Annotated in this window: 20 protein-coding genes; 11 read left to right on the top strand and 9 right to left on the bottom strand. The window is 59.0% G+C overall.

Annotated features, from left to right (window positions below; translation table 11 throughout):
- Positions 1-56: 56 nt before the first annotated feature.
- Positions 57-1442: a tryptophanase gene (locus BN1125_RS04010; protein ID WP_042010824.1), complete on the bottom strand. Its 1386-nt coding sequence runs from the start codon at positions 1440-1442 to the stop codon at positions 57-59.
- 460 nt (positions 1443-1902) lie between these two features.
- Here BN1125_RS04010 and BN1125_RS18360 point away from each other — a divergent pair, with 460 nt between their 5' ends.
- The 4 genes from BN1125_RS18360 (at position 1903) to asd (ending at position 6479) form a co-directional block, all read left to right on the top strand.
- The gene (locus tag BN1125_RS18360) at positions 1903-2067 is read left to right on the top strand and encodes a DUF2256 domain-containing protein (RefSeq protein WP_084202247.1); all 165 of its coding nucleotides are present in this window, start codon (positions 1903-1905) and stop codon (positions 2065-2067) included.
- Positions 2067-3587 (top strand): cryptochrome/photolyase family protein, encoded by a 1521-nt coding sequence (locus tag BN1125_RS04005; RefSeq protein WP_042010823.1) that lies wholly within the window; start codon positions 2067-2069, stop codon positions 3585-3587. The genes BN1125_RS18360 and BN1125_RS04005 overlap by 1 nt, the downstream gene beginning before the upstream one ends.
- Before the next feature lie 157 nt (positions 3588-3744).
- A complete protein-coding gene (locus BN1125_RS04000; RefSeq protein WP_342027721.1) occupies positions 3745-5052 on the top strand; it encodes a D-amino acid dehydrogenase in 1308 nt (435 codons plus the stop codon).
- A gap of 314 nt (positions 5053-5366) precedes the next feature.
- Complete coding sequence (asd, locus tag BN1125_RS03995; protein ID WP_042010821.1) at positions 5367-6479, top strand: aspartate-semialdehyde dehydrogenase; 1113 nt, start codon at positions 5367-5369, stop codon at positions 6477-6479.
- Between the two features lie 110 nt (positions 6480-6589).
- On the opposite strand, the gene BN1125_RS03990 is transcribed toward asd, so the two are convergent.
- The 5 genes from BN1125_RS03990 to BN1125_RS03970 all read right to left on the bottom strand — a co-directional run bounded on the left by BN1125_RS03990 (position 6590) and on the right by BN1125_RS03970 (position 12247).
- On the bottom strand, positions 6590-7024 hold the full coding sequence (locus BN1125_RS03990) for an RNA-guided endonuclease TnpB family protein (protein WP_208854210.1): 435 nt from the start codon (positions 7022-7024) through the stop codon (positions 6590-6592).
- 83 nt (positions 7025-7107) lie between these two features.
- Positions 7108-8253, bottom strand: coding sequence for a glycosyltransferase family 4 protein (locus tag BN1125_RS03985; RefSeq protein WP_042010820.1), 1146 nt, complete (start codon positions 8251-8253; stop codon positions 7108-7110).
- A gap of 12 nt (positions 8254-8265) precedes the next feature.
- A complete protein-coding gene (locus BN1125_RS03980; RefSeq protein WP_042010818.1) occupies positions 8266-9537 on the bottom strand; it encodes a glycosyltransferase family 4 protein in 1272 nt (423 codons plus the stop codon).
- Positions 9534-10940 carry an O-antigen ligase family protein gene (locus BN1125_RS03975; protein WP_084202246.1) on the bottom strand — a complete coding sequence of 469 codons (1407 nt, stop codon included), beginning with the start codon at positions 10938-10940 and terminating at the stop codon, positions 9534-9536. The genes BN1125_RS03980 and BN1125_RS03975 overlap by 4 nt, the downstream gene beginning before the upstream one ends.
- Positions 10928-12247: a lipopolysaccharide biosynthesis protein gene (locus BN1125_RS03970; protein ID WP_042010816.1), complete on the bottom strand. Its 1320-nt coding sequence runs from the start codon at positions 12245-12247 to the stop codon at positions 10928-10930. Before BN1125_RS03970 ends, BN1125_RS03975 begins: the two co-directional genes overlap by 13 nt.
- A 310-nt stretch (positions 12248-12557) precedes the next feature.
- Between BN1125_RS03970 and BN1125_RS03965 the strand changes: the two genes are divergently transcribed.
- Genes BN1125_RS03965 through BN1125_RS03950 form a run of 4 tightly spaced genes read left to right on the top strand, consistent with a single transcriptional unit; the run spans position 12558 to position 17540 of the window.
- Positions 12558-13322 (top strand): acyltransferase, encoded by a 765-nt coding sequence (locus tag BN1125_RS03965; protein WP_042010815.1) that lies wholly within the window; start codon positions 12558-12560, stop codon positions 13320-13322.
- Positions 13319-14515: a glycosyltransferase gene (locus tag BN1125_RS03960; RefSeq protein WP_042010814.1), complete on the top strand. Its 1197-nt coding sequence runs from the start codon at positions 13319-13321 to the stop codon at positions 14513-14515. Before BN1125_RS03965 ends, BN1125_RS03960 begins: the two co-directional genes overlap by 4 nt.
- On the top strand, positions 14512-17052 hold the full coding sequence (locus BN1125_RS03955) for a hypothetical protein (RefSeq protein ID WP_042010813.1): 2541 nt from the start codon (positions 14512-14514) through the stop codon (positions 17050-17052). The genes BN1125_RS03960 and BN1125_RS03955 overlap by 4 nt, the downstream gene beginning before the upstream one ends.
- Positions 17053-17063: 11 nt before the next feature.
- On the top strand, positions 17064-17540 hold the full coding sequence (locus BN1125_RS03950; protein ID WP_042010812.1) for a hypothetical protein: 477 nt from the start codon (positions 17064-17066) through the stop codon (positions 17538-17540).
- Here BN1125_RS03950 and BN1125_RS03945 read toward each other — a convergent pair.
- Positions 17518-17964, bottom strand: coding sequence for a hypothetical protein (locus BN1125_RS03945; protein WP_042010811.1), 447 nt, complete (start codon positions 17962-17964; stop codon positions 17518-17520). The two genes, BN1125_RS03950 and BN1125_RS03945, sit on opposite strands and share 23 nt — an antisense overlap.
- 194 nt (positions 17965-18158) lie before the next feature.
- The gene (locus tag BN1125_RS03940) at positions 18159-18926 is read right to left on the bottom strand and encodes a hypothetical protein (RefSeq protein WP_042010809.1); all 768 of its coding nucleotides are present in this window, start codon (positions 18924-18926) and stop codon (positions 18159-18161) included.
- Between the two features lie 158 nt (positions 18927-19084).
- On the opposite strand from BN1125_RS03940, the gene BN1125_RS03935 reads away from it, so the two are divergent.
- The 3 genes from BN1125_RS03935 (at position 19085) to BN1125_RS18355 (ending at position 22923) form a co-directional block, all read left to right on the top strand.
- Positions 19085-19930 carry a DUF1194 domain-containing protein gene (locus BN1125_RS03935; protein ID WP_042010808.1) on the top strand — a complete coding sequence of 282 codons (846 nt, stop codon included), beginning with the start codon at positions 19085-19087 and terminating at the stop codon, positions 19928-19930.
- 192 nt (positions 19931-20122) lie between these two features.
- Positions 20123-21250 (top strand): HD domain-containing phosphohydrolase, encoded by a 1128-nt coding sequence (locus tag BN1125_RS03930; protein ID WP_042010807.1) that lies wholly within the window; start codon positions 20123-20125, stop codon positions 21248-21250.
- Between the two features lie 119 nt (positions 21251-21369).
- The gene (locus tag BN1125_RS18355; protein ID WP_084202245.1) at positions 21370-22923 is read left to right on the top strand and encodes a methyl-accepting chemotaxis protein; all 1554 of its coding nucleotides are present in this window, start codon (positions 21370-21372) and stop codon (positions 22921-22923) included.
- A gap of 208 nt (positions 22924-23131) precedes the next feature.
- On the opposite strand, the gene BN1125_RS03925 is transcribed toward BN1125_RS18355, so the two are convergent.
- On the bottom strand, positions 23132-24097 hold the full coding sequence (locus tag BN1125_RS03925) for a sensor domain-containing diguanylate cyclase (protein ID WP_042010806.1): 966 nt from the start codon (positions 24095-24097) through the stop codon (positions 23132-23134).
- Positions 24098-24133: the final 36 nt, after the last annotated feature.

Raw genomic sequence — 24133 nt, 5'->3', positions numbered from 1 at the left:
GGCACTTGATCTTCATAGTTTGGCTGGGTTGATCACCCCGTCTGACCGGTTGCTGATCAGACCGGTTTCAGCCGCGCAGTGAAGTGGCGCAGCAGCGGCGGCTCGTAGTCAAAGGTGAGCCCGCGAATGTCGCTGGCCCGCGCTTTCACCGCGATCAGGCAGTCGGCCACATAGTCCATATGATCCCGGGTGTAAACCCGGCGCGGAATGGTGAGACGCAGCAACTCAAAATCCGCCGCCTCCTGCTTGCCGGTAGCGGGATCGCGCCCCAGCAGTAGGGAGCCAATCTCCACCCCGCGCACGCCCCCTTCCAGATAGAGCTCGCAGGCGAGCGCATGGGCCGGGAACTGCTCGGCCGGAATATGGGGCAGCAGCTTCTTGGCATCCACAAACACTGCATGGCCGCCGGTGGGGGTCTGGATGGGGATGCCCGCCTCAGCCAGCCGCTCGCCGAGATAAGCCACCTGACTGATACGATAGGTGAGATACTCCTCATCCATCCCCTCCCGCAGGCCGATGGCGAGCGCCGCCATGTCCCGCCCGGCAAGGCCGCCATAGGTGACGAATCCCTCCATCGCCACGCAGCGCACCTGCACGGCGCGGAACAGGTCGAGATCTTCCTTGAAGCAGCAGAGCCCGCCGATATTGACCAACCCGTCCTTTTTGGCCGACATGGTGAAGATGTCCCCCAGCGCAAACATCTGGCGCACTATCTCCATGATGCTGCACTTGGCATAGGCTGGATCCCGCTCCTTGATAAACCAGGCGTTCTCGGCGAAACGGGCGGCGTCGATCACCACCGGAATATGGTGACGACGGGCCAGCTCGGAGACCGCCTCCATATTGGCCATGGAGACCGGCTGGCCACCGGCGCTGTTGCAGGTCACCGTGATGATGACACCAGCCACGTTGTCGGCCCCCAGGGTCTCGATGGTGTCGGTCAGGCGACCGAGATCAAAATCCCCCTTCCAGGCATAAGGGGCCGTGGTGTCGAGGGCCTTCGGGGTGAGTAGGTTGATGGCCCGCGCCCCGGCCAACTCCACGTGGGCCTTGGTGGTATCGAAGTGGTAGTTGGAGATAAACACCGGCGCCTTGCCCTTGCAGCGCTTGACCAGCTCGGGGAAGAGGATCTGCTCGGCCCCGCGCCCCTGGTGGGTGGGCATCACATGCTGGTAACCAAAAATGTCGCGCACCGTGCGCTCCAGCTCGACGAAGTTGCGGCTGCCCGCATAGGCCTCATCCCCCATCATGATGCCGGCCCACTGGCGGTCGGACATGGCACCGGTACCGCTGTCAGTCAGCAGATCGATATAGACATCCTCGGCCAGCAGCAGGAAGGGATTCCAGCCTGCGGCCTCGAGGGCGGCGCGGCGCTCGGCGCCAGTGGTCTGTTTGATGGGCTCGACCATCTTGATACGAAACGGCTCGGGTATACGACGCATAAAAGACTCCTCACCGGCGCGGGGCCAGTGTGTTTGAAATAGCGATTGGCAAAGAGGCCGGGGCGATCAGGGTCGTCCGGCTGACAAATTCAAACGGCGGGTGCCACCAATCAGCGGTGAGGAAAGTCGAAGGTGAGAATGGGATCCCGGGTATACCAGTGGGCGAGCAGGCAAGCTGCCCGGGGCGTAGCTGTCATGATTGGCATCACTCCCCTCCATATCGGTTGTAGACAGTCGGTGGCCAACAAGATCCATTGATGGATGCTGCCAACGGGCAGCCTCGCCACGTTAACGGCTGGTTAATTTGCAAACAAGGGGTGCACCGACGGGCTGTGCGCCCGCTCACAAAGTGCGCATCTGCGCGGCAAGCCGGCAGTGAAGTTGATCCGCCCGCTCCCCCGGTTCGTTATTCTCCCTACCCACACGCCACATCCCCCCTTAGCCAAGGCCGGAAGCCATCATGCATCGCAAACTTCATCTGCCCGAGAAGGTCTGCCCCAACTGCCAGCGCCCCTTCAGCTGGCGGCGCAAGTGGGCACGCAGCTGGGAGGCCGTTCGCTACTGCAGCGAGCGCTGTCGTCACGCACGTCACAGCAGTTGCCAACATAACGGGGAGCCAGTGTGATGGAGCTGCGTCTTGTGCTTGGCGATCAGCTGAATGCCGCTCACAGCTGGTTTCGCACCCCGGATCCGGCGATCTGCTATCTGATGGCAGAGCTACGTCAGGAGACCGACTACTGCCACCACCATCGTCAGAAGGTGCTGGCCTTCTTTGCCGCCATGCGCGCCTTCGCGGCAGCCCTCACTCAAGCGGGCCACCGCGTCTGTTACCTGACCCTTGATGAGAGCGCCCGCTGGCCCGATTTGCCCGGCTTGCTGGAGGCTCAACTCGAAGTACATCAGGCCGACAGCGTTGCCTGGCAGAGCCCGGACGAGTGGCGCCTCGCCAGCCAGTTGAAAAGCTGGGCGGCGGACCTTGCCATCCCTGCTACCGAGGTGGAGAGCGAACATTTTCTCACCCCCCGCGATGGCTGGCAGCGCTACCCCCACAGCCGGATGGAGTTCTTCTACCGCGCCCTGCGCAAGCAATACAGGGTGCTGCTCGATGAGCGCGGCCACCCCCTTGGCGGGCGCTGGAATTTTGATGACGAGAACCGCGCCAAGCTGCCGGAGCGTCAGCCGATCCCGGAACCCCTCACCTTTGCCAACGAGGTGAGCGATATTGATGCCATGCTGACCCGCCACGGGGTCAGCACCATCGGCGAGGCAGATGCCAGCAGACTGCCGTGGCCTATCACCCGGCGCCAGAGTCGCGATCTGCTAGCCCATTTTCTCACCCACTGCCTGCCTCACTTTGGCCGCTATCAGGATGCCCTGAGCGAGCGGGGCTGGAGCCTGTTTCACAGCCGTTTGTCGTTTTCCCTCAACAGCAAGATGCTTCATCCGCTTGAGGTGATTCGGGCCGCCGAATCCCACTGGCAGGCCAATCAGGGCACCATCACGTTGGCGCAGGTGGAGGGCTTTATTCGCCAGATCCTCGGCTGGCGCGAGTTTGTCCGCGCCCTCTACTGGGAAAAGATGCCCGAATACAAGAGCACCAATTTTCTCGGGGCCCACCGGCCGCTGCCCGACTTTTTCTGGAGTGGCGACACAAAAATGGCCTGCGTGCGCCACGCCATTGGCCAGTCTCTTGCGCACGGTTACGCCCACCATATCCAGCGGCTGATGGTGACCGGCAACTTTGCCCTGCTGGCAGGGCTCGAGCCTGACGAGGTGGATCAGTGGTATCTCGGCATCTATGTGGATGCCATCGAGTGGGTGGAGCTGCCCAACACCCGCGGCATGAGCCAGTTTGCCGATGGCGGCCTGATGGGCAGCAAGCCCTACGCCAGCAGCGGCGCTTATCTCGAGCGGATGGGCCACTACTGCAAGGGGTGCCACTATCAGGTCAAAGCCCGCCACGGCGACGGAAGTTGCCCCTTCAACAGCCTCTACTGGCACTTTCTCTGGCGAAATCGGGACAAACTGGGCGGCAATCCCCGCCTCGCCCTCCCCTATGCCAACTGGGATGGCCAAGCCGCAGCGCAGCAGCAGGCCATTCTGGCGACAGCAGAGCACTATCTTATCCATCTTGAACAGCTGTAAGTGGGCCATTCCTCCTGACACATGCCCTCTGACAACAGCGCAGCGATTTACGCTGGCAATCAGGCGCGTCATCGCACCAAACACCAGCCTGTGACCGGCAAGCAGACGGAGATCCCAATCCTGCGCAGAGCGGTTGAATATCATATGGCGGCTGATTATGGTGGTGGCCACATCAGGAGATCAGTCAAGGAAAGACGATATGGATATAGTGGTTCTCGGTGGCGGCGTGATAGGGGTAACCAGCGCCTGGTATCTGGCCAAAGCAGGTCACAAGGTGACCCTGCTGGAGCGACAAGGTGGCGTCGCCCTTGAAACCAGCCATGCCAACGCCGGGCAGATATCACCCGGTTATGCGGCCCCCTGGGCGGCCCCCGGCATCCCGCTCAAGGCCGCCAAGTGGATGCTGCAAAAGCATGCCCCCTTCACCGTGCGCCCCACCGCCGACCCTTTCCAGCTTCGCTGGATGCTCAGAATGCTCGCCAACTGCACCCCGACCGCCTATGCCACCAACAAGGGGCGCATGGTGCGTCTGGCCGAATACAGCCGCGACTGCATGAAACTGCTGCGCGACGAGCTCAACATCGATTACGAAGGACGCCAGCTCGGCACCCTGCAGCTGTTTCGCAGCCAATCCCAGCTCGATGCCAGCCAGCGCGATATCGAGGTGCTGGAGGAGTATGGCGTCCCCTACCAGTCGCTGGATGCCAGCGGCTGCGAAGCGGCCGAGCCTGCGCTGGCGCGGGTGCGCGGTAAAATTGTCGGCGGCCTGCGCCTGCCCGGCGACGAGACCGGCGACTGCTTCCGCTTCACCAAGGCCCTGGCCCTTGAAGCCGAGAAGCTCGGGGTCAAGTTCGTCTTCAACTGCGACATCGACGAGATTGAGCAAGCCCGCGGCCGCGCCGTGGCGGTGCGGGCGGGCGAGCAGCGCTATCGCGCCGATGCCATCGTCTGTGCGCTCGGCAGCTATGCCACCGGTTTTCTGCGGCCGCTGCTGCGCCCGCTCGGGCTGGAGCTGCCGGTCTATCCGGTCAAGGGCTACTCCCTCACCCTGCCGATGATCAACGCCGACGCCGCACCGCGCAGTACCGTGCTCGACGAGACCTACAAGGTGGCCATCACCCGTTTTGACGAGCGGATCCGGGTCGGCGGCATGGCGGAGCTGTCGGGCTACAACCTCGCCCTCAACCCCAGACGCCACGACACCCTGGCGATGGTGGTCGGCGATCTCTTCCCCGCAGGGGGCGATATCAGCAAGGCCGAGTTCTGGACCGGCCTGCGTCCCATGACGCCGGACGGTACCCCGCTGGTGGGGCCAAGCCCCATTCCCGGTCTCTGGCTCAATACCGGCCACGGCACCCTGGGCTGGACCATGGCGGCCGGTTCGGGTCAGCTGTTGTGCGATCTGATCAGCGGCAGCGAACCCGCCATCAGCGATGAGGGGCTGACCCTCGCCCGTTACGGATAAATGCGAGACGAGTGACGCCACCCGCTTTATTGACAGGCCACCGCCACAACCGGTGGCCTTTTCGTCTGATGTTGACCTTCTCCCTGCCCGCCAGCCCTAGCGGCGCACTGGCTGCCGGTTAATGCAGCAAACGGCACAGAATATTGCGCAATTCGACTTGCGCCCGCCGTCACAATCCGTAATGTGGATAAACGCATTTTTCGCAGTGCATATTTTTTAAATGACCTGTAAACCGCTTGTAAACAGGCGTCGCCAGACAAGGGGTTACCGGTGTCACCGCGAGTTTCTTTAGCAGCAATCCAGGGTAGGACAATATGAAAAAAGTAGGTTTGGTCGGTTGGCGTGGCATGGTGGGATCGGTTCTGATGAGCCGGATGCAGGAAGAGCAGGATTTCGCCCATATTCAACCCACATTCTTCACCACCTCCCAGGCCGGTGAGGCCGCGCCCAATTTCGGCGTCGATGCCGGTACTCTGCAAGACGCCTTCGATATAAACGCGCTGGCCAAGCAGGATATCATCATCACCGCCCAAGGCGGCGACTACACCAAGGATGTCTATCCGCGCCTGAAAGCCGCTGGCTGGCAGGGTTACTGGATTGACGCCGCCTCCTCCCTGCGGATGGAGAAAGAGGCCGTCATCATTCTGGATCCGGTCAACGGCGATGTCATCGAACAGGCCCTGAACGATGGCATCAAGACCTTCGTCGGTGGCAACTGCACCGTCAGCCTGATGCTGCTGGCCCTCGGTGGCCTGTTCAAGGCCGATCTGGTGGAGTGGGTCAGCGTGGCCACCTATCAGGCCGCCTCCGGTGGCGGCGCCCGCCATATGCGTGAGCTGGTGACCCAGATGGGCATGCTGCGTGACGAAGTGGCAGTCGAGCTGGCAGATCCCGCCTCCGCCATCCTCGACATCGAGCGCAAGATCACCGAGAAGACCCGCTCCGGCACCCTGCCGGTGGACAACTTCGGCGTGCCGCTGGCCGGTGGCCTTATCCCCTGGATCGACACCAAGCTCGACAACGGCCAGAGCCGCGAAGAGTGGAAGGGTCAGGCCGAGACCAACAAGATTTTGGGTATCGAGAATGCCGTCATTCCGGTGGATGGTCTCTGCGTGCGGATCGGCGCCCTGCGCTGCCACAGCCAGGCCTTCACTATCAAGCTGAAAAAAGATGTGCCGCTGGCGGAGATCGAATCCCTGCTGGCTGCCCACAACGACTGGGTGAAGGTGATCCCCAACGATCGCGACATCACCGCCCGCGAGCTGACCCCAGCTGCCGTCACCGGCACCCTCAGCATTCCGGTAGGTCGCCTACGCAAGCTCAACATGGGCCCTGAGTATCTGGCCGCCTTTACCGTGGGTGATCAGCTGCTGTGGGGCGCCGCCGAGCCCCTGCGCCGCATGCTGCGGATCCTGCTGGCGCGCTAATTCGCCAGAGAAGCAGAAACAACAAGGGCGGGGAGTCACACTTCCCGCCCTTGTTGTCTATTTGCATGCTCCGTGTCGCGGGTGGAGGCAGGCCCGCAGAAAGCGTTTCGCTATGACATCGTATTACGTTGAAGCGCTCCCCTGGGAGTGAGGCGGCGGTGACTACTCCCCGCCGCTTGTGCCTTGTACTCCAGCTTCATGATGAAACCATGCCAGCCAGCATCACCAATGGCGCGGGCCAGTTTGTGGTTTTTCATCATGTTCGCTGATTTCAATGTCTCCACGATGATCGCTTGGCTATCGTCAACCATCGTGCGGGAGAGTTTGTGCTGAAAATCGGCGCGGGCATTGGCTACCCGTTCGTGCAGGGCGGCCAGTTGCCGCCATGCTTTGCCACGGTTGGCACTGCCCTTTTTCTTGCGCGACAGTGCCTTTTGCTTTCGCCGCAGATTGCGACTGGCGTTGATAAGGTGGCGTGGGTTGGCAATCTTTATATCGCTATCTATGACTGATCCACATTCATAAACACCTGAAATAAAACCCAAAATTGTAACAATACGTGTTGGGAACAGCGCCCAGAAGACACCATATTAGCTCCCCTTATATCCCAGCCCGATTGGGCGAGGGTTTACGGGGCATTTGCTAACCACTCACGGCTCAGCGCATCCCGTCGCAACAGCCCTTCCCACGGCTCCAGTGTGCTTTGGTAGGTCTTCGCCGCGTGGTAATGAGCCATGGCATGCAGACGGGCATGATGGCCAAGTCGCTTGACCACATCGGGCATGACATTGAGGCTGGCCAGCACCCGCGCCAGATCGCCGGGATCGTTTGGCTGATATTTGCGGCAATTCAGCTCATCGGTAAGGTGCCTATCCCACCAGGCGCCATCGGCCGGGATCACCACGCATAATCCCGCCGCCATGGCCTCCAGAATGGAGAGGCCAAAGGGTTCCTGATGACTGGTGGAGACAAAAATGCCGCATTGAGATCGGATCGCGTCAAGGTTTTGCGGGTTGGCATACCAGTGCGTGTCTGGCAGCTGTGGCTGGGGCTGGCTACAGGGCTGCAGCGTGCCCTTGGGTTGCAGATAGCAGACCATTAGCTCGGGGCGAACGTCAGCAATCCGTTGATGGGCGGCCAGCATGGTCTCCAGCCCCTTCCAGCGCAGCAAGGAGGCCGCCCACAAAATGCGGGGCCCCCCCTGGGTCGCAGTAGGCCAATTCCGCTCGCTCAAGCCGTTGATAAATGGCTGCCAGTGTGACGGGAACTCGGTCTTGCCAAGCCGGGCAAGCAACGCCGCCAATGAGCTGCGCGTCGATTCGAGATAAAATACAAAACTCGCCCGTTGCAGGGCTCGGGCTGAGAGCCCGGAGCACCCCACAGGGCCATGGATCAGCTGAACCACCCGACACCGCAACCAGCGGGCCGCCCAGTAACAGCAGAGATCCACCCCCGGCCCGGACGCCGCCACCAGACACTTCACCTCCCCAAGACGCCACACCAACCAGAGGATGAGCAGGGTCTGCCACCCCTGTTTGAGCAGATAGCCGATACCGGACTCCCGCCCTTTCAATATCCGGGGCAGCCAAAGGGGGTGATGCTGACAACGGGGCCAGGAGTCGGGATCCTGGGTCAACACATGGCATGTGAGCTCGGGCATCCGCTTGGCCAACTCATCAAGCAGCACTTCGGTTGCAACCTTGGAGCCCCCGCGAAACGGGATGGGATCCACGACGATGACCTTTCCGAACACCGGCTCAGTTTGCATGCTCATTTTGCTGCTCCCTTACTCTGGCACCTTGCGGCGACCCAACCCCGCTTGCACTTTTTGCACCATTTTCATCAGCCCACTCGCCAGCCTATTGCGCCCTCTGGCAAGGAGTCGCTGTCCCGCCCAATGAATGAGTGTGAGGTAGGGAGTGGGGGCCGTGGCGTGCCAACGACCAGCCCGCGCGGCGTCCCACACCGCCGTGACCCCGTCAACGTAGCGCGCCACCGTGAACAACTGTGCGGCACGCAACTGAGCTGCCCGCCCCATCGCACATCGGCGCTGCGGATTGCTCAATTGCCGCCAGTGATCAGCCATCTCGGCCCAATCCCCCGGGGCTGCCAGCAAGCCGGTCACCCCCTCCTCCACCACTTCGGGGATACCGCCCACCCGATAGGCACTGACCGGGAGCCCCAACATGCCCGCCTCCGCCAACGTCAGACCAAACACCTCCTCACGGGCTCCGGAGACCAGCAGATCCACCCCGCCCCGCAAGATAGCCGCGCTATCTGGCCGCTCGCCCAAAAAGTGGACCCGCTCGGCCACCCCGAGCTCGACAGCCAATGCCATCAGTGCCTCCCGCTCCGGGCCGCTGCCAATGATCAGCAACTGAGCCTCCTCCCCCGATGCCATCAGGGCAGCCAGCGAGCGGATCAATAGATCAATCCCCTTGCGTTTGATCAATGAGCCGACGGTGGCGATGATCATATCCCCCGGTGGCAAGCCCAGCATGCCGACGACCGGCCAGTGAGCACCGGAATTGAGGCGAGCGGCATCCACCCCGTTGGGTACCCGGATCAACCGATCGGCCGCGCCGCCATCCTGGCGCCAACCGGTCAACACCGGCTCGCTCACCCCAATCAGCACGTTGGCCTGATGAACCCGCAGGCTGAATCTGTCTCTGGGCTGGTAACGGGCATGGAGGTGGCACACCAGCGGTACCTGCAACGCCCGACAGACCCCCGCCAGCCACTGACAAGGGGCCGCGCTATTGGCGTGCACCAGCCCAATCTGCCGTTCGGTGATGAGCTCTCTGGCTCGACGGGAGAGGCGCCGATGGGCCGCAAGATCAAAACGGGGTGCCTGCCATCCCAGCAGCAAGCTGAACGGCTCGACCATGGTTTCTACCCCGAGGGTGGCCGCCTCTGCTGCCAGCGTCGGGCTATTGCACCAGAGCAGCGGCGTAAACCGGCTGCGATCGAGGTGGGCCAGCAGATCCAGCAGGCAGCGTTCGCTGCCGCGGATCCAGTCTTCACCGTAGTGAACCAGCAAAACAGGGGTTGCGTTCATCCTCTTGCTCCCTTTGGTGGCACTGCCGGCAACCGGGTTGCCGCCGGGTGGTCATCAGCGGCGGGCGCCAACTGGGCACCAGCCTGTTGTACATACTTGATGGCGGCGACGGCCAGCGCCAGTTCCAGATAGATGGGCCAGGTAAACCCCTGGGTCAGGAAGGATCCCGAAATCACAAACCCCACCATGCTGGCCATCACCCCCTGCATCGCCGTGATCACTGCAGGAGGCATGCCAGTTAGCTGGCAACGCCAGCCACTGCGCAGGGTCACCGTGACCATGCCGATAAACAGCGCCAGACCGACGAATCCGGTTTCAGCCAACACCCCGAACCAGGTTGAATGCACCGCGTGATTGAGGCCATCCCAATGGGGGCTGTAGAAGAAGTAGTTGTAATAGAAATTGGACAAGCCCACCCCCACCAGCGGATGGCCCAACGCCATGCCCCAGGCCGCTTGCCAGGCGTAGATCCGCCCCATGGCCGAGGCATCGACCCCGCTCTCGGCCGCACCGCCAGAGGCCCGGTCACTGATCCCGGCGGCCACAAACAAGACGCCCAGGGCCAGTGTCCCCACCATTATCAGCAAGGCTTTGGACTGCACCCGCTGCCAGGCAAACAGGCCGCTGACCGCACAGATCCCAAGCAACCCGCCCCGGCTCTGGGTGGCAATAATGGCGGCGGCGGTCAGTGCAAAGCCGAGCCCGCCCAGCAAGCGGCCTCCCACACCATTGCCCTGATTGAGCAGCAAGCTTAGCGAAAAGCCAGCTGGAAAGAGCAGCACCAGCGCCAGATCGTTGGGGTCCCCCAGCACCGAGCCCAGCTCACGCCCTATGGTCACCCGGGTGCCCTCCACCAGCCCAATTCCGCTCGCCTTGTTGTAGAGGGCCACCAGCGCCACCAGACAGCCCGCCACCACGAAGGTGCGCACCGCCAGGGCGAAATCCCCCGGGGTGCGCACCAGCCAAGCGGTGGCCAGGGTCATCAGATAGATCTTGCTGTAGCTGCCAGTCCAGGTGGCGATCGCCTCGCCCCGGTTGCTGGCAAACAGCACACCGATGGAGACCATCACAAAGAAGGCCGTCAACCAGCTCAGGGGCTGGCTCCAGTAAGGTTTGATCCGGCCAGTCAGCAAAATGTGCCAGACCAGCGCGCCGATGGCGGCCAGCGAGAAGAGCAGCGGGATCTTGAGAGGGTAGAGCTGGGGGAACACCTCATGCAGCCGAAAGAAGGAGAAGGTGACAAACCCCAGCACCATCAAGAAGGGCCAGCGCAGGGCAAACCAGATGGCAGGAATGGCAAGGCCAACCACCGGCAGCAGTAAGGGATGGGGCAGCCGCCACCAGAGCAGGGCCAGCACCAGACAGATGGCGCTTGCCCAAAGGGCCGGGATCAGACGAGCCATGATCCTGCCCACCATTGGCCGAGCCAGACCATCGCCAGTGCCCCGAGGGAACTGGCCCAGAGGGGCGAGAGGCGATACGGCAGCGGCAGCAACCGTTGGCTCACCAGATAAAAGGCGATCGCCCGTACCAGATAGACCAGCAGCAGGGTCCAGATCACCCCGGCGACCCCGAAGGGCGGGATGGCGAGCAGAAAGCCTGCGACCCCAAGGGCGCTGCAGCCCAGATTGATCACCATCTGGGCATGGCTCTTCTCGCCGCTAAAGCAGCCGACGTTGAGCAAGTCCGAAACATTGCGCACCGCCATGCCCAGCACCAGCAGCGGAATATAGGTGATCGCCCCGTGATAGCTCTCCGGCGTCAGCCAGCGAATAAGCAAGGGGGCGGTAAGCCCGACAATGCCCGCGGTGACAAACCCCAGCACCGACCCCATCACGCTGTAGTGGGCATTGAGCCGCAGTCCATCCGGCTCGCGCAGCAGCATGAAACGGCGGGGATACCACCAAAGAGCAAAGGGTTGCAGCAGCAGCCCCACCGCCAGCGCCAGCTTGCCAGCTACGGCGTAGTAGGCGAGCAGCGCCTCCCCCACCACATCGGCCAGCAACCAGCGATCCAGCCCGCTCAGGGCAAAGCCCGCCAGCCCGCTCACCACCAATGGCAGCCCATAGCGCAGCAGCGGCCGATAGTGTTGCCAGTCAAAGCGGATCCCGCTATCTCGCCACTGCCAGAGACTGAGCAACAGCGCCAGTGCGATGCAGGTCAGGGTGCCGGAAGCCAGCACCCCGCTCACTCCCCAGCCGAGCCAGAGCCACCAGCCGGTCAGCAGGGACTGGATCACCGCCTTGCCTGCGGTCGCCACGAAAAAGAGCCGAGCCTGATTGCGCATCCGCAGCCACGCCAGCGGCACGCCGATCACCCCTTCAAACGGCAGGGCGCAGAGCACCCAGCGCACATCCGCAAGACGGGTTTCCACCGGCAGCCAGGCTTGCACCACGGGGGCTAGCCCCCAGAGCAGTACCAGACTGGCCAGGGCGATCAACCAGACCAGCCCAAACATGCGGGCCACCACCTGCTGGCGCTCCTGCTCATCTTTCGCCAGTCCGGCAAAGCGGTAGAGGGCATCCACCAGCCCGAAGCCGAGAATAAGGGAGCCCAGATTGATGAGGGTCAGCAGCACCTCCAGCTGACCATATTCCCGAGGTAGCAGCTGATGGGTCAGCACCGGCAGCATCAGCAGGGAGATCCCCTTCATCAACAGCAAGCCGACGGCGTAATAGAGCATGGCAATCTGGTTCACACCAAGTTTCATAGGGCCTCCCAGCCACCCGAAGCATCCCGCTTCGGGTCAGATAACGCTAATGCAAAGCCCACGCCACTCACTCCCGCCCTGAAGCGATAGCCTCTCTGCGTGGCTTGGCCATATGGGCAAGACCGGAACAAGCCCAGAATGAGACTGGCATTTGCGTTTTGCACAACGTTGGCTGCAAATTGCACCGAGCGGCGCAATTTGATTCCCCCTGTTAGCCCCATTTGGCCTGATCCCGCTGGGGTCGTCCTGTTGGCCCGATCCCTGCTTTCTGCATAGCGAGCAACGGACTGCACCAGAGGGAGAGGAGACCATGAACACCATCAACCTGCACCGGATGAAAAGCTGGGCAAAACAGGGGGAGACACCACTGGCTCGCCGGGTGTGGCGACTGGCCAAAAGTGCCCGCCACTGGTCATTCCCCGTGATCCCTCCCCTGCATCGGCTGCTTTATCGGCTCTATCTGCTGGGCAGCAACGCGCTGGCGACCCTGACCCGCACCCTCTGGTGGACCCCCTTGTTTCAATCTCGTCTGACGGCCCCCGCCCCGCGCCTCTATCTCTATGGCGGCATCCCCTATATCAGCGGCCCGGTCACCATCGACATCGGTGCCGACTGCCGCCTCAGCGCCGCCATGACCATCAGCGGCCGGGCATCGAGCCAGACGCCAAGGCTGGTGATTGGTCGCAATGTCGGGATTGGCTGGCAGACCACTCTGGCGGTAGGCAGCAAGATAGTGCTGGGGGATAACGTCAGAATTGCAGGGCGCGCCTTTCTGGCGGGCTACCCGGGGCACCCCGTCAATGCCCGCGATCGCGCCCGGGGCCTGCCGGATCTTGACGAGCAGGTGGGGGCCATTGTGCTGGAACAGGATGTCTGGCTCGGCACCGGGGTGATGGTGATGGCCGGTGTCACCATAGGCGCCGGCACCATTGTCGCCGCCGGCAGCGTCGTCACCCGGGATCTGCCCGCTGGCGTGCTGGCAGCCGGGGTACCGGCCACCGTACTGCGCCCATTGCAACCACAGGATCACAGCGACCCCGCGCTTGCCGCGCACATGTCGGAGGCACAGCCATGAAACCACACTCACTGCCGCAACTGGTGGTACTGGGCGAGGATTGGGGCCAGCACCCCTCCAGCACCCAGCATCTGATCAAGCGTCTGTTGCCCGACTATCAGGTACTCTGGGTCAACTCCATCGGCATGCGCTGCCCCCGTTTTACCCTTAATGACATCACCCGCATCGGCCGTAAACTGGGGGCCGTGCTGCGCGGCGGCCGCCCGTCAGGCGAGCCAAACCAAGAGTGCGCGGCCAACGGCCCCCGGGTACTACCGCCGCTCGCCTTGCCGCTGCCCGGCAGTCGGCTGGCGGGCAAGCTCAATGGCCACTGGCTGGCGGCGCAGATCCGGCGCCAGTTGCCCGAGCTGGATCGCCCCTTGCTCTGGATCTCCCTGCCCAGTGCCGTTGATCTCATCGGCAAGCTGGATGAGCGGGCGGTGATCTACTACTGCGGCGATGACTTCTCGGCGCTGGCAGGGGTGGATCATCAGGCCATCGCCCGTTGCGAGGCTCGACTGGTGGAGAAAGCGGATCTCATTCTGGCCGCCAGCCCCGCGCTGGCCAGCCGCTTTCCCCCTCATAAAACCCGGCTGCTCAGCCACGGCGTGGATCTCGAGCTGTTTATGCCCCCCAGAGAACGCCCGGCGGATCTCCCCTCCGGCCGCCCTATCGCCGGATTTTACGGCAGCCTGAGCAACTGGATTGATATCCCCCTGCTGGCAGAGACGGCCGCCGCCCTGCCCCACTGGGATCTGGTACTGATTGGCCCGGTCCAGACCGATATCGCCCCCCTCAAGGGGATCCCCAATATCCATCTGCTGGGTCCGCGCCCCCATCACACGCTGGCGGCCTACGCCCAGCACTGGCAGGTGAGCCTGCTGCCCTTTGTCGACAACGCCCAGATCCGCGCCTGCAATCCGCTCAAATTGCGCGAATATCTGGCCGCAGGGCGACCCATCGTCAGCACCGATTTTCCGGCCCTCGATGGCTATCGGGATCAGATCCAGCTCCCCCGCAGCGGGGAGAGCCTGGCCCAGGCCATCAATCGGGCCGCCTTTGATCAACCCAATCCGGGCTGGTTTCAGGAGAGTGACTGGGAGGGGCTCACCCGCAGCGAAGGGCGCCACACGCGCCAGCAGCAGGTGGCCCTGCAAAGCTGGGATCACAAGGCTGCCGAGCTGAACAACTGGTTGAAGGGGCTGCCCGGATGAGCAGAGGGCTCTGGCTGGTTATCCTGCTCTGCGCCAATGCAGCGATGGCCACTACCCGGCTGGAGGGGCAGACCCCACTGCCCCTGACAAGTAACCAGACACCCCAGCGGCTCGATCTGAGCACCCACAACTGGCCAATAGGCAGCGATGATGAACTGGTGATCGAGGGCCATAACCCCAGCGCCCGCCCGCAAACCCTGATCCTGCGTATCGACGATGAGGCCTCGGTCAACTACCGCAGCCGGGCCAATCTGGAGCGGATTGTCGCCCCCGGCCCCTTCACCCAGCGCTTTGCCTTGAGTGAGTGGCGCACCAGCCAGCCCAGAGCGCTGGCGCTGGACAAGCTCACCAAGCTCTATCTCTTTATGGCCGATAACGCCCCCTCAATGACCATTCACCGCTGGTACTGGGAGCCCGGTTTGACCTTGCCAGCGGGCACTATTGCACTGGATCTGGGGGCGGCGGCCGCGCCCCGCTTTACCGGCTTTGAAGCCCTGAGCCCGGGGGATCCCCGGCTGATTGGCCATCCCACCCCCATCTTGCGCCCCTCCGGCGATGCCCTTGTGCGCGATGGGCTGCGCAATCTGGATGGCGTACGGCTGGAGGTCGCCAAGGGGCGCTACCAGCTCACCCTCTGGCTGGATGATCCCGGCGAGTGGGAGTACCTGCCCCACCCCTTCGAGCGCAGCGTGCTGGTCAATGGCGAGCCCATCTGGGCCGAGCAGTGGCAACCGCAGGAGTGGCTAACGCAGCGCTATCTGGCGGGACAATCTCGCGAGGCACTGCCAAACCCGGATCCCTGGCAGTTGTTCGGGGCACGACAGGGCGGCCCCGTTTATGTCACTCTGAACCACCCGGGCGGCCCGCTCACTATCACATTGGTGGGCCACTCACCGGATGCCAAATACCTGGCAGGGCTGCTGCTTGCCCCCTATCCGGCCCCCACCAGCAAAGAGGCTCTCCCGAATAGTGGAAAAGATCTCGCCGTATTGGCCGACGCTACCGCAAGCGTGCTGACCAAGCAGCGCCAGCTGTTTTTGGAAAAGTGGACTCTGGCCCCCTATTCCCCAGCCCCAGCTTCGCAGCAACTGAGCCTCACGCCGATTACGGATGCCGCCCCCACCCTGCAGATCGCCCCGCTATCTGCGGCCGATGCGTTGAAGCAGGCTTCACAATCTGTGCTGGCGGCCCGGGGCAGCCAGCTGTTGCTGGAGTTTGCCATCCACGCCGCCACCGACGATCCGGCCCCCTTGCTGGTGATCCAGCCCCCCGAGCGCGCAGGCTCGCCGCTGGCGCTGACCCCCTATTACGGTCAGTGGCATCTGGTTCGCCCGCAGGCGAGCGGCACCCTGCTGGCTCCCTCGGATCAGGAACTGGTCGAGGGGATCGCCGGGCTCACCCTGCTGGCAAACGTACCTCGGCGTCTGGTGCTGCAAATGACCGTCCCCAGAGACGCCCCGGCGGGACGCTATCTCGGCAATATTCAGCTGCTGAGCCAACAGCAATTGGTGCAGTTGCCGCTGACTATCGAGGTGCTGCCGCTGACCCTGCCCGCGGCCAGCAAGCCGGTCGGCATCTATGTCGAAGCGCCCCCCTATCTCAACTGGCTGAGCCCCAACCCCGAGGCGCTAAAAGAGCAGATCGCCGCGGCCAGTCGCTGCGATCTGGAGCGGCTCGCCAAACTCGGGATCAGCGGCCTCTCGCCCGCCCTGCCACAAGATGAGGCGGGGATGCGGGAGGTCATGGGAGAGGCGGTGGGGCTCGGTTTTGTGCCCCCCCTGCTGGCCTATACCCCGCTCAAACGCTGGGGGGGCGACCCTGCCAGCCAGCTTGATCAATGGCAGGCGCGGCAACAGGCGCTGACCGCCAGCGGCTTGCCCCCGCTGGCATGGAGCCTGTTTGATGAGCCCGATCTCGCTACCCTGCCCACCATCACCACCCTGGCGCGGGAGATGAAACGGCGTGATCCGGCGGTGATCCGCGCAGGTCACTTCAATCATCCGGGTCAGGTTGGTCTGCTGGCAGAGGTGGAGATTGCCCTGATCAACGCAGGTTTTGGCGCCGACAAGGCCGACGTGGCGCTGGTGCGGGTGCGCCAGCACAAGGTCACCCCCTGGTTTTACAATCTGGGCACCCCGAGAGCCGCCGGGTTCTATCTGTGGCAAAGCGGCGCCGAGGGCTATTTGCAGTGGCATGGCCGCATGCCCACCGCCCTGCCTTATGACCCCACCGACGGGCGGGAGAGCGACTTTATGCTGCTCGGCCCGCAAGCCTGCGAGGCGCACCGCCTCTCCCACGATCTGCTGCTGTTGCAGCAAGCCATTGAGGATCTGCGCTGGCTCGCCTGGCTGGAGCAGGAGGCCCGTTATCAGGTGGAAGCCGCCCTGCTGCTGGAGCGCCTGCACGAACAGCTGCCGACCCGCTGGCAGGTGGCAGAGCAACTGCCCTCTGCCGCCTGGATCCAGTGGCGCCGCGAGATTGAACAACTGGCCAAGGGCTTGAAAACATTGCAAACTGGTGCCAACTCATCCTCCTGAAGTGACTGCGTATGGCCAACCAGACTCCCCGCTCCACAGCCAAAGACAGCGCCCTGTGCCGCCTGTTGCCTCTGATGCTGCCGCTGCTGCTCCTCACCGGTTGCGCCCGTCAGGAGCCGGTCAATGAGACCCTGCCGATCCTCAACCAGTTGCGGGAACAGCAACTGGCCGAACAGCCCCAGCTGCAACTGCAGTACCAGCAAGCGGAGACACAACTACCAGCGGATCAGGAGCAGCAGCTGCATCAGTTTTTGGGACGCAAGGATCCGGCCCGGATTGCACTGATAAGCGGCCCAGGGCTGCAAACTGACATGCTGGAGAGTGCGCGGATGGCGAGCGTGCGGCTGACCGCCCTCACCCGCTTGCTGGGCTCTCGCGCCATTGAACTGGAGCCCCGCTATGACCCCATGCTGGCCCCCAATACCTTGCTGATCCGCATTCTGCCAAACGGTGAATCGGGGTCGGTCACCCCAGCGGCGGCACAATAAGGCCGAGGCAGGTGGTCGGCAAGGCCACCCGATAGAGGGGATAAGGGGTCAGCCCCCATAATTTGCGCCAACCCTGGGTAAGACGGTACGAGAGCAGCGGCGGGCTCTGGTGCAACTCGCCTAAAAACATCACCCCCTGACTCATCCCTTCACTCGCCAGCGTCACTGACATCGCCTCCCGATCCGGCGCCACCAGCATAGCCTGCAGCAGGCCGTCACAGCGGGGATGGGCCAGCTGATAGCTGACATAGGTGCCGCCCAATACCGGCGTAGCCACCCGCAAGCGCCATCCCAACTGGACCAGCTCCATTAGCATGGGTTTGGCCCCCTCATTGATCGCCCGGTTCTGATAACGCCAGCCCATGGCGGCAGCACTGAGCAGCGCCACCAGCAACAGCAGCAGATATCCCCTAGATAGATGCATCACGGCGCCCTCGGATAAAGAGGATGGTCATCACCAGCAACATCATATTGACCACCCGGCTCTGATAACGCCACCAACCGCAGATATCCCTTAGACAGACGCATCATGGCGCCCCCTTAGAAACAGGATGGTCATCACCAGCAGCATAATATTGACCACCCGGCTCTGATAACGCCACCAACCGCAGATATCCCTTAGACAGACGCATCACGGCGCCCCCTTAGAAACAGGATGGTCATCACCAGCAACATGATGGCCCACTGGTAGAGCTGGGCCAGCGAGCCGGTATGCAGCCAGCCATACCAGCGCAGATCCAGGCTCATCAGCACCAACCGCAGCTGATTGGCCCCGATATAGAGCAGGCAAACCAGCAGCAACATGGGCCACTGCCGGTAGAGTGGGCGCTCCGGCGCCAGCCAGCAGCAGGAGACCAGCCAGGAGAGCACCACCAGATAGAGTTGAGAAAACGAGGAGCACCCCTTGAGCACGATCAGGGCATGACCCCCCAGCCGCTCGATGCGATTGCCATCAAGGCGAGTCTCCCAGCCCAGCAGCTGCAACCACTGGCCCACCCCCCAGGCATCGAGCGCCAGCACAGGGCCGGAGAGCAGGGCAAACACCTGCTGCCCCCACAACACCGCCACGGTAAAGGCGAGCACAATCTGCAACACCGCCCGCTCATCGCCACTCTGATGACGGCGCCACAGCGAGGCCACCAACAGCAGACAGGCCAGCGCCTTGCAACTGGCGCTGGGGATCAGGATCAGCAGGATAAAGAGGGCGAGCACCAGTGGATGCGGACGCCAGCTCGGTGCAACCCGCGATGCAATTTGCCACCAGATAGCAATCAGCAACACCACCAGCAGGTTGAAGTGGCCCATATTGAGCCACACCATGACCCACTGATTGGCCAAACCAAGTAGCAGCCAGTTGGGTGCCCACTGCCAGGGACGGATCGCCATCGTAACTCCTGCCGGTTATCAGCGCTTTTGACCCCTGTCGCAAGTTCCATGCCTGCCCAGCCTCACCCGGATCAAGCCAAGTCAAAGGATGCAACAAAGCTGGCACGCTTTATTCATTCCCCCCTGCTGGCACTAGCGCCAGGGAGAAGGAGTGAGCAATGAAACTCAAACCGTTGGCAGGGCTGCTGGGGATGTTGTTGGTCACCTCCCCCGCATACGCCTTGACCGAAGTCGATACCGAACTGCAACTGCTGATGGATGTGTCGGGCAGCGTCAGTTCATCGGAATTCAATTTGCAGTTACAGGGCTATGTGGACGCCTTTTACAGTCAGGAGGTACAAAGCGCCATCCTCGATACCAGCGACGGCAAGCTGGGATCCATCGCCGTGCAGATGGTGATGTGGAGCGGCTCGACCCAGCAGAGCGTGATGACTGACTGGTTCCACCTCTACGACATGACCTCCATCAACAACTTCGCCGCCACCCTGGATGCCCTGGTCCGCCCCTATGCGGGGATGACGGCCCCCGGTTCGGCCATGGCCTTTGGTGCCCAGCAGTTTGATACCAACAACTTCACCGCCGCTCGCCAGGTGATGGATGTGTCGGGTGACGGGATCCAGAACGCAGGGCTGGATAGCGCCACCGTGCGGGATCAACTGCTCGCCTCCGGCATCGATACCATCAACGGCATCACCATAGGTCAGGACTATGCCGATGGGGTGTTGCAAGAGTGGTATGTGGAGAACGTGGCGGGCGGTCAGGATGCGTTTGTGATCAATGCCACCACCTTCGCCGACTTTGGCAATGCGCTGGAGCTCAAACTGGCTGCCGAAATTGAGGGGGGCATTATTCCGGAAGGTGCACTGGCCGCCCCCATCGAGGAGATCCCGCTGGCCGCCCAGCTGCTGCTCGGTATGCCGCTACTGCTGGCCTGGCGCTATCAACGCCGAACTCAAGGCCGCCCGCAACTAGCAAACTGGCAACAACCCCCCGCCATCGGCTAGTTTATCACCCCATGTGTCGCGATGAGGGAGCCATGGCTCCCTGACCAACCAGCTCCCCCGAACTGCTCTTTGCGCTCTGCCACCCGCAGCTCGGGTCGAGCGCCATGAAATAAATCGGTCTCACTCTTTCAATTAACAAATTTATCTTCTATTCATTATTACATCTGATTTTCATGTGAGGATGGGACACCTATGGATGGCTCATTTGACGACAGACTAGAAAGTATGCATACTCATTTGAAGATCCACTTAAACAAGTTAGGGCAGGTATATGTCGCGATTTATGATCAAAGCACCGATATGCTCAAGACATCCGCTACCAGCACGGCAGAAGGCCACTCTCGGTTTTTGCAAGACAAGGCTAAGTTAAGCGATATTACCTCATTGCGGTATATCGCTGAGCACAAGCAACCCAGAGTGATCGACAATCTAAAAATTTCTCAGCACCCTGACTCTGAGAACTATCGCAAATTGCGCTTGGCAGGCTATGCCTCCAGTTATACCTCACCATTGTGGTTCAACAATCAACTCATCGGCTTTCTATTCTGTGATGCTTTAGAATCGTACTATTTTGACGAGTATGTTCAGAGCGAACTGTCGTCTTATTCCCAGATCCTGTCAAGGATCATCGCGATGGAGTTTATGACCATCAAGATGCTCGGAAGTGCCTTAGCTACGGCATTGGAGTTCAGCCGTTATCGAGATGAAGAGACCACCAACCATCTACTCAGAATGTCATCGTATTCTCGCACTATAGCTAAAGCTATGGCCTCAACTCATAGTCTGACCGATGAGGATATTGAATTTATCTACCGATTCTCCAGCCTACATGATATTGGCAAGATTGCGATACCCGATGCCATCCTACGGAAACCTGGTAAGTTGACCACTGAAGAGTTCGATGTAATGAAGACCCATACCATAAAAGGGGAGGCCATGATCTCGAAAATGCTCAGAGAGTTTAATCTAGATGGGATTTATCATACTGACATGCTCAAGAACATTGTTGCCTACCATCATGAGTGTTTTGATGGTACGGGATATCCAGAGGGATTGGCGGGAGATGCTATTCCGCTTGAAGCGCGCATCGTTGCCGTAGCCGATGTATTTGATGCCTTAAGTAGCGAGCGTTCTTACAAACGAGCTTGGTCATTTGATGAGGCATTTGCTTATCTGGTGGAGAATGCAGGTCGTCATTTTGATCCTGACTGTGTAGCAGCCGCCATTGAGAGTCGGTCTGCGTTTAACACCATCTATCTACAGTATCAAGATATATATTCTGCTTTTGTCTATAACAGTGTAGACAAAAATAAGCATTAGCCTAAATAGGCTCGTGAAAATATAGTTTTGCAGCAGCAATGCTCTATGATAATAAAACATCATTGAATAAAAACCAGTTCACGTCACGACAAAAGCATATATCTAAACGGGGTGATCACATGAACCACAGAATGCAAACCATTACAAATCATGAAGTAGAAGTAGCTGAAAATATACAACTTGTATCTACCACTGATTTACAAGGTGACATTACATATGCTAACCCAGATTTTTGCAAAGTATCTGGTTACAGCTTAGATGAAATGATTGGCCAACATCATAATATGGTGCGACACCCCGATATGCCTAAAGCTGCTTTTGCTGACTTATGGAAAAATCTAAAATCGGGTAAAGCTTGGCGAGGTATAGTAAAAAACCGTTGTAAAGATGGTGGCTACTATTGGGTAGACGCATATGTCACTCCAATTTACAAAGATGGAAAAGTATCTGGCTATCAATCTGTTCGTTGCAGACCAGACCCTGAATATAAAATACGCGCAGAAACAATATATAGAGAATTGATTTCCAACGAAAAAAAATCGAAATCAATTATGAGTTCAGGTTGGCATCAGTTAAATTATTTAAGCCCCCTGCTATTGCTGGCTAGCATAGCTAGCATAGCTTTTTTGTTACCAGTGGCACAGTCACTTTTTATACTAATACCGTTGATAATGGCGATTTTCTTAAATCGCCATCAACTATTTTTAACTCCCAGTTTTTTAAAAGATTTGAGAAACGATTACGACAGTATTAGTCGTCTTATCTTTTCTGGTAATTCCCCTCACAGCATCGCAGACTTCCATATAAAGCTTTGGCAGGCCAGAATACGTACAGTGTTAGGGCGCGTGGACGATGCAACATTTTCATTGAAAAGCATGGCGAATGAACTTCGTGACTCTGCTTCATCAGCAAGTAATGATATAACTGCCCAGGATTTACAGATCCAACAAGTAGCTACCGCGGTAACACAAATGGCTTCTGCAGCAGAAGAAATAAGTAGAAATATTCAGGATAGTAACAGTCAGATAGAAAGTGCTCGAAGTCACTGCATTATGACAAATAAACAACTACAATCGGTAGGCTCAGATATTTCCGCTTTGGCTGTTCAAGCAAATAATGCTTTTGAATCAGCTTTAGCCCTATCAAGTGAGTCAGATCGAATTGGCTCTATCATGTCTGAGATCCAAGGCATAGCAGATCAAACCAATCTATTGGCGCTAAATGCAGCTATTGAAGCAGCCAGAGCTGGAGAACAAGGTCGTGGTTTTGCAGTTGTTGCCGATGAAGTTCGCAACTTATCAACTCGAACACACAAAGCCACTGAGCAAATTCAGAGTAGTATTGGACATATTCAACATACGCTTGGACAGTGGAAGGAAATGATGAAATTGAATGTCAATAAAACGAATGAATGCCTTGTAAGCACCGGTCAAAGCTCAGACAATTTAAATAATGTAGTGATCGAAATTGATAAGGTGTCAGATCTTTCACATCAAATAGCGTCTGCTGCAGCGCAACAACAAGTTGTTATAGAGGAAATAAGCAGGAATATAAATTCTATTTCATCATTTTCTAATGAGAATAGTACAAAAATAAGCCAGGTAAGCAACACCAGCGAACATTTACTCAGACAGACAAGTGATCTAAAAGAGCTAAGCAAGACATTTGGTTGATCCTGGATACAGTACCGATTATCAGACGTAAATACAATTTATTGGCATTTTTGGCTAATTTCATTATGGTTTTTACCCTATCCCACCACCAAATAAAACCGGAGCACGATTGCTCCGGTTTTTGTGCTGTTCCTGTTGCTCGATATTCCGCACCTGATTGGGGTGGCGGCGACTAAGATCGCTACAAGTTCGTAGCATATGGCTATTTTTATTGATTCGCCCTGTCTTTCTTTTTCTCGTACATTGCGGCATCAGCCAACGCAACCATTGTTTCTAACGATTGCTCTGTATCAAAAGAGAAGTTCGCTACACCGGCACTGTATTCTATAAGGTAAGGTTTATTAATGCCCTTGTTCATTAAGTCTATTGCTGTTCTAAAGCGCTCCAGAATGATCGTAACTTTTTCATCACTGGTATCTGTCAGCATAACAACAAACTCATCCCCACCGAGTCTGCCTATAACATCGCTCTCACGGAACACGTTGCGCATCACTTCTGCAAACTGCTTTAATGCAAAATCACCCTCGTGGTGACCGAAATTATCATTAATCTGTTTAAATTTATTAAGATCAAATAAAATAACTGACATCGACAATTTGTTGCGGCGGCAGATTTTTTGGATATGTAAAGCCAATGTCAGGAATCCTCTCCGATTCGAGATCATGGTTAATTCATCCAATGTTGCTAATTGAATTGTCCTAATTTCTTGCTCAATCATGGCACCCAAATCGTTTAATAGCTGCTTATCCTCTTCATCCAGATACTTCGGCTTCGAGTCAATTAAACATAATGTTCCTAGATTTATACCTTGCCTCAACTTTAAAGGGTAACCCGCATAAAAACGGATATTGGGCGCATCGGTAACTAGAGGATTATCAGAAAACCGCACATCCTCAATCGCATTGGGAATAATGAATAAGCCATCCTGATTAATAGCATGACCACAAAATGATATATCACGCGGTGTTTCAGTTGCATCTAAACCTTGTTTTGATTTAAACCACTGCCTATCATCATCAACAAGGCTAACCAGTGAAATGTCTACCCCAAATAGACGCTTGGCCATTCGAGTGACACGATCAAATCGTTCTTCATGTGACGTATCGAGAATTTTGAGCGTTCTTAAGGCATGAAGTCTCTCTGCTTCATTGTCCGGAAATTCTGGTTTAATCATATCTGCACCTATTTTGAGATTTGCTTAAACGTAGCG

The sequence above is a fragment of the Aeromonas fluvialis genome, from assembly GCF_000819885.1.
GTDB classification, from domain to species: Bacteria; Pseudomonadota; Gammaproteobacteria; order Enterobacterales; family Aeromonadaceae; genus Aeromonas; species Aeromonas fluvialis.
The sequence above is the reverse complement of the archived record's forward strand: the minus strand, read 5'-3'. Positions and strand labels throughout refer to the sequence as shown.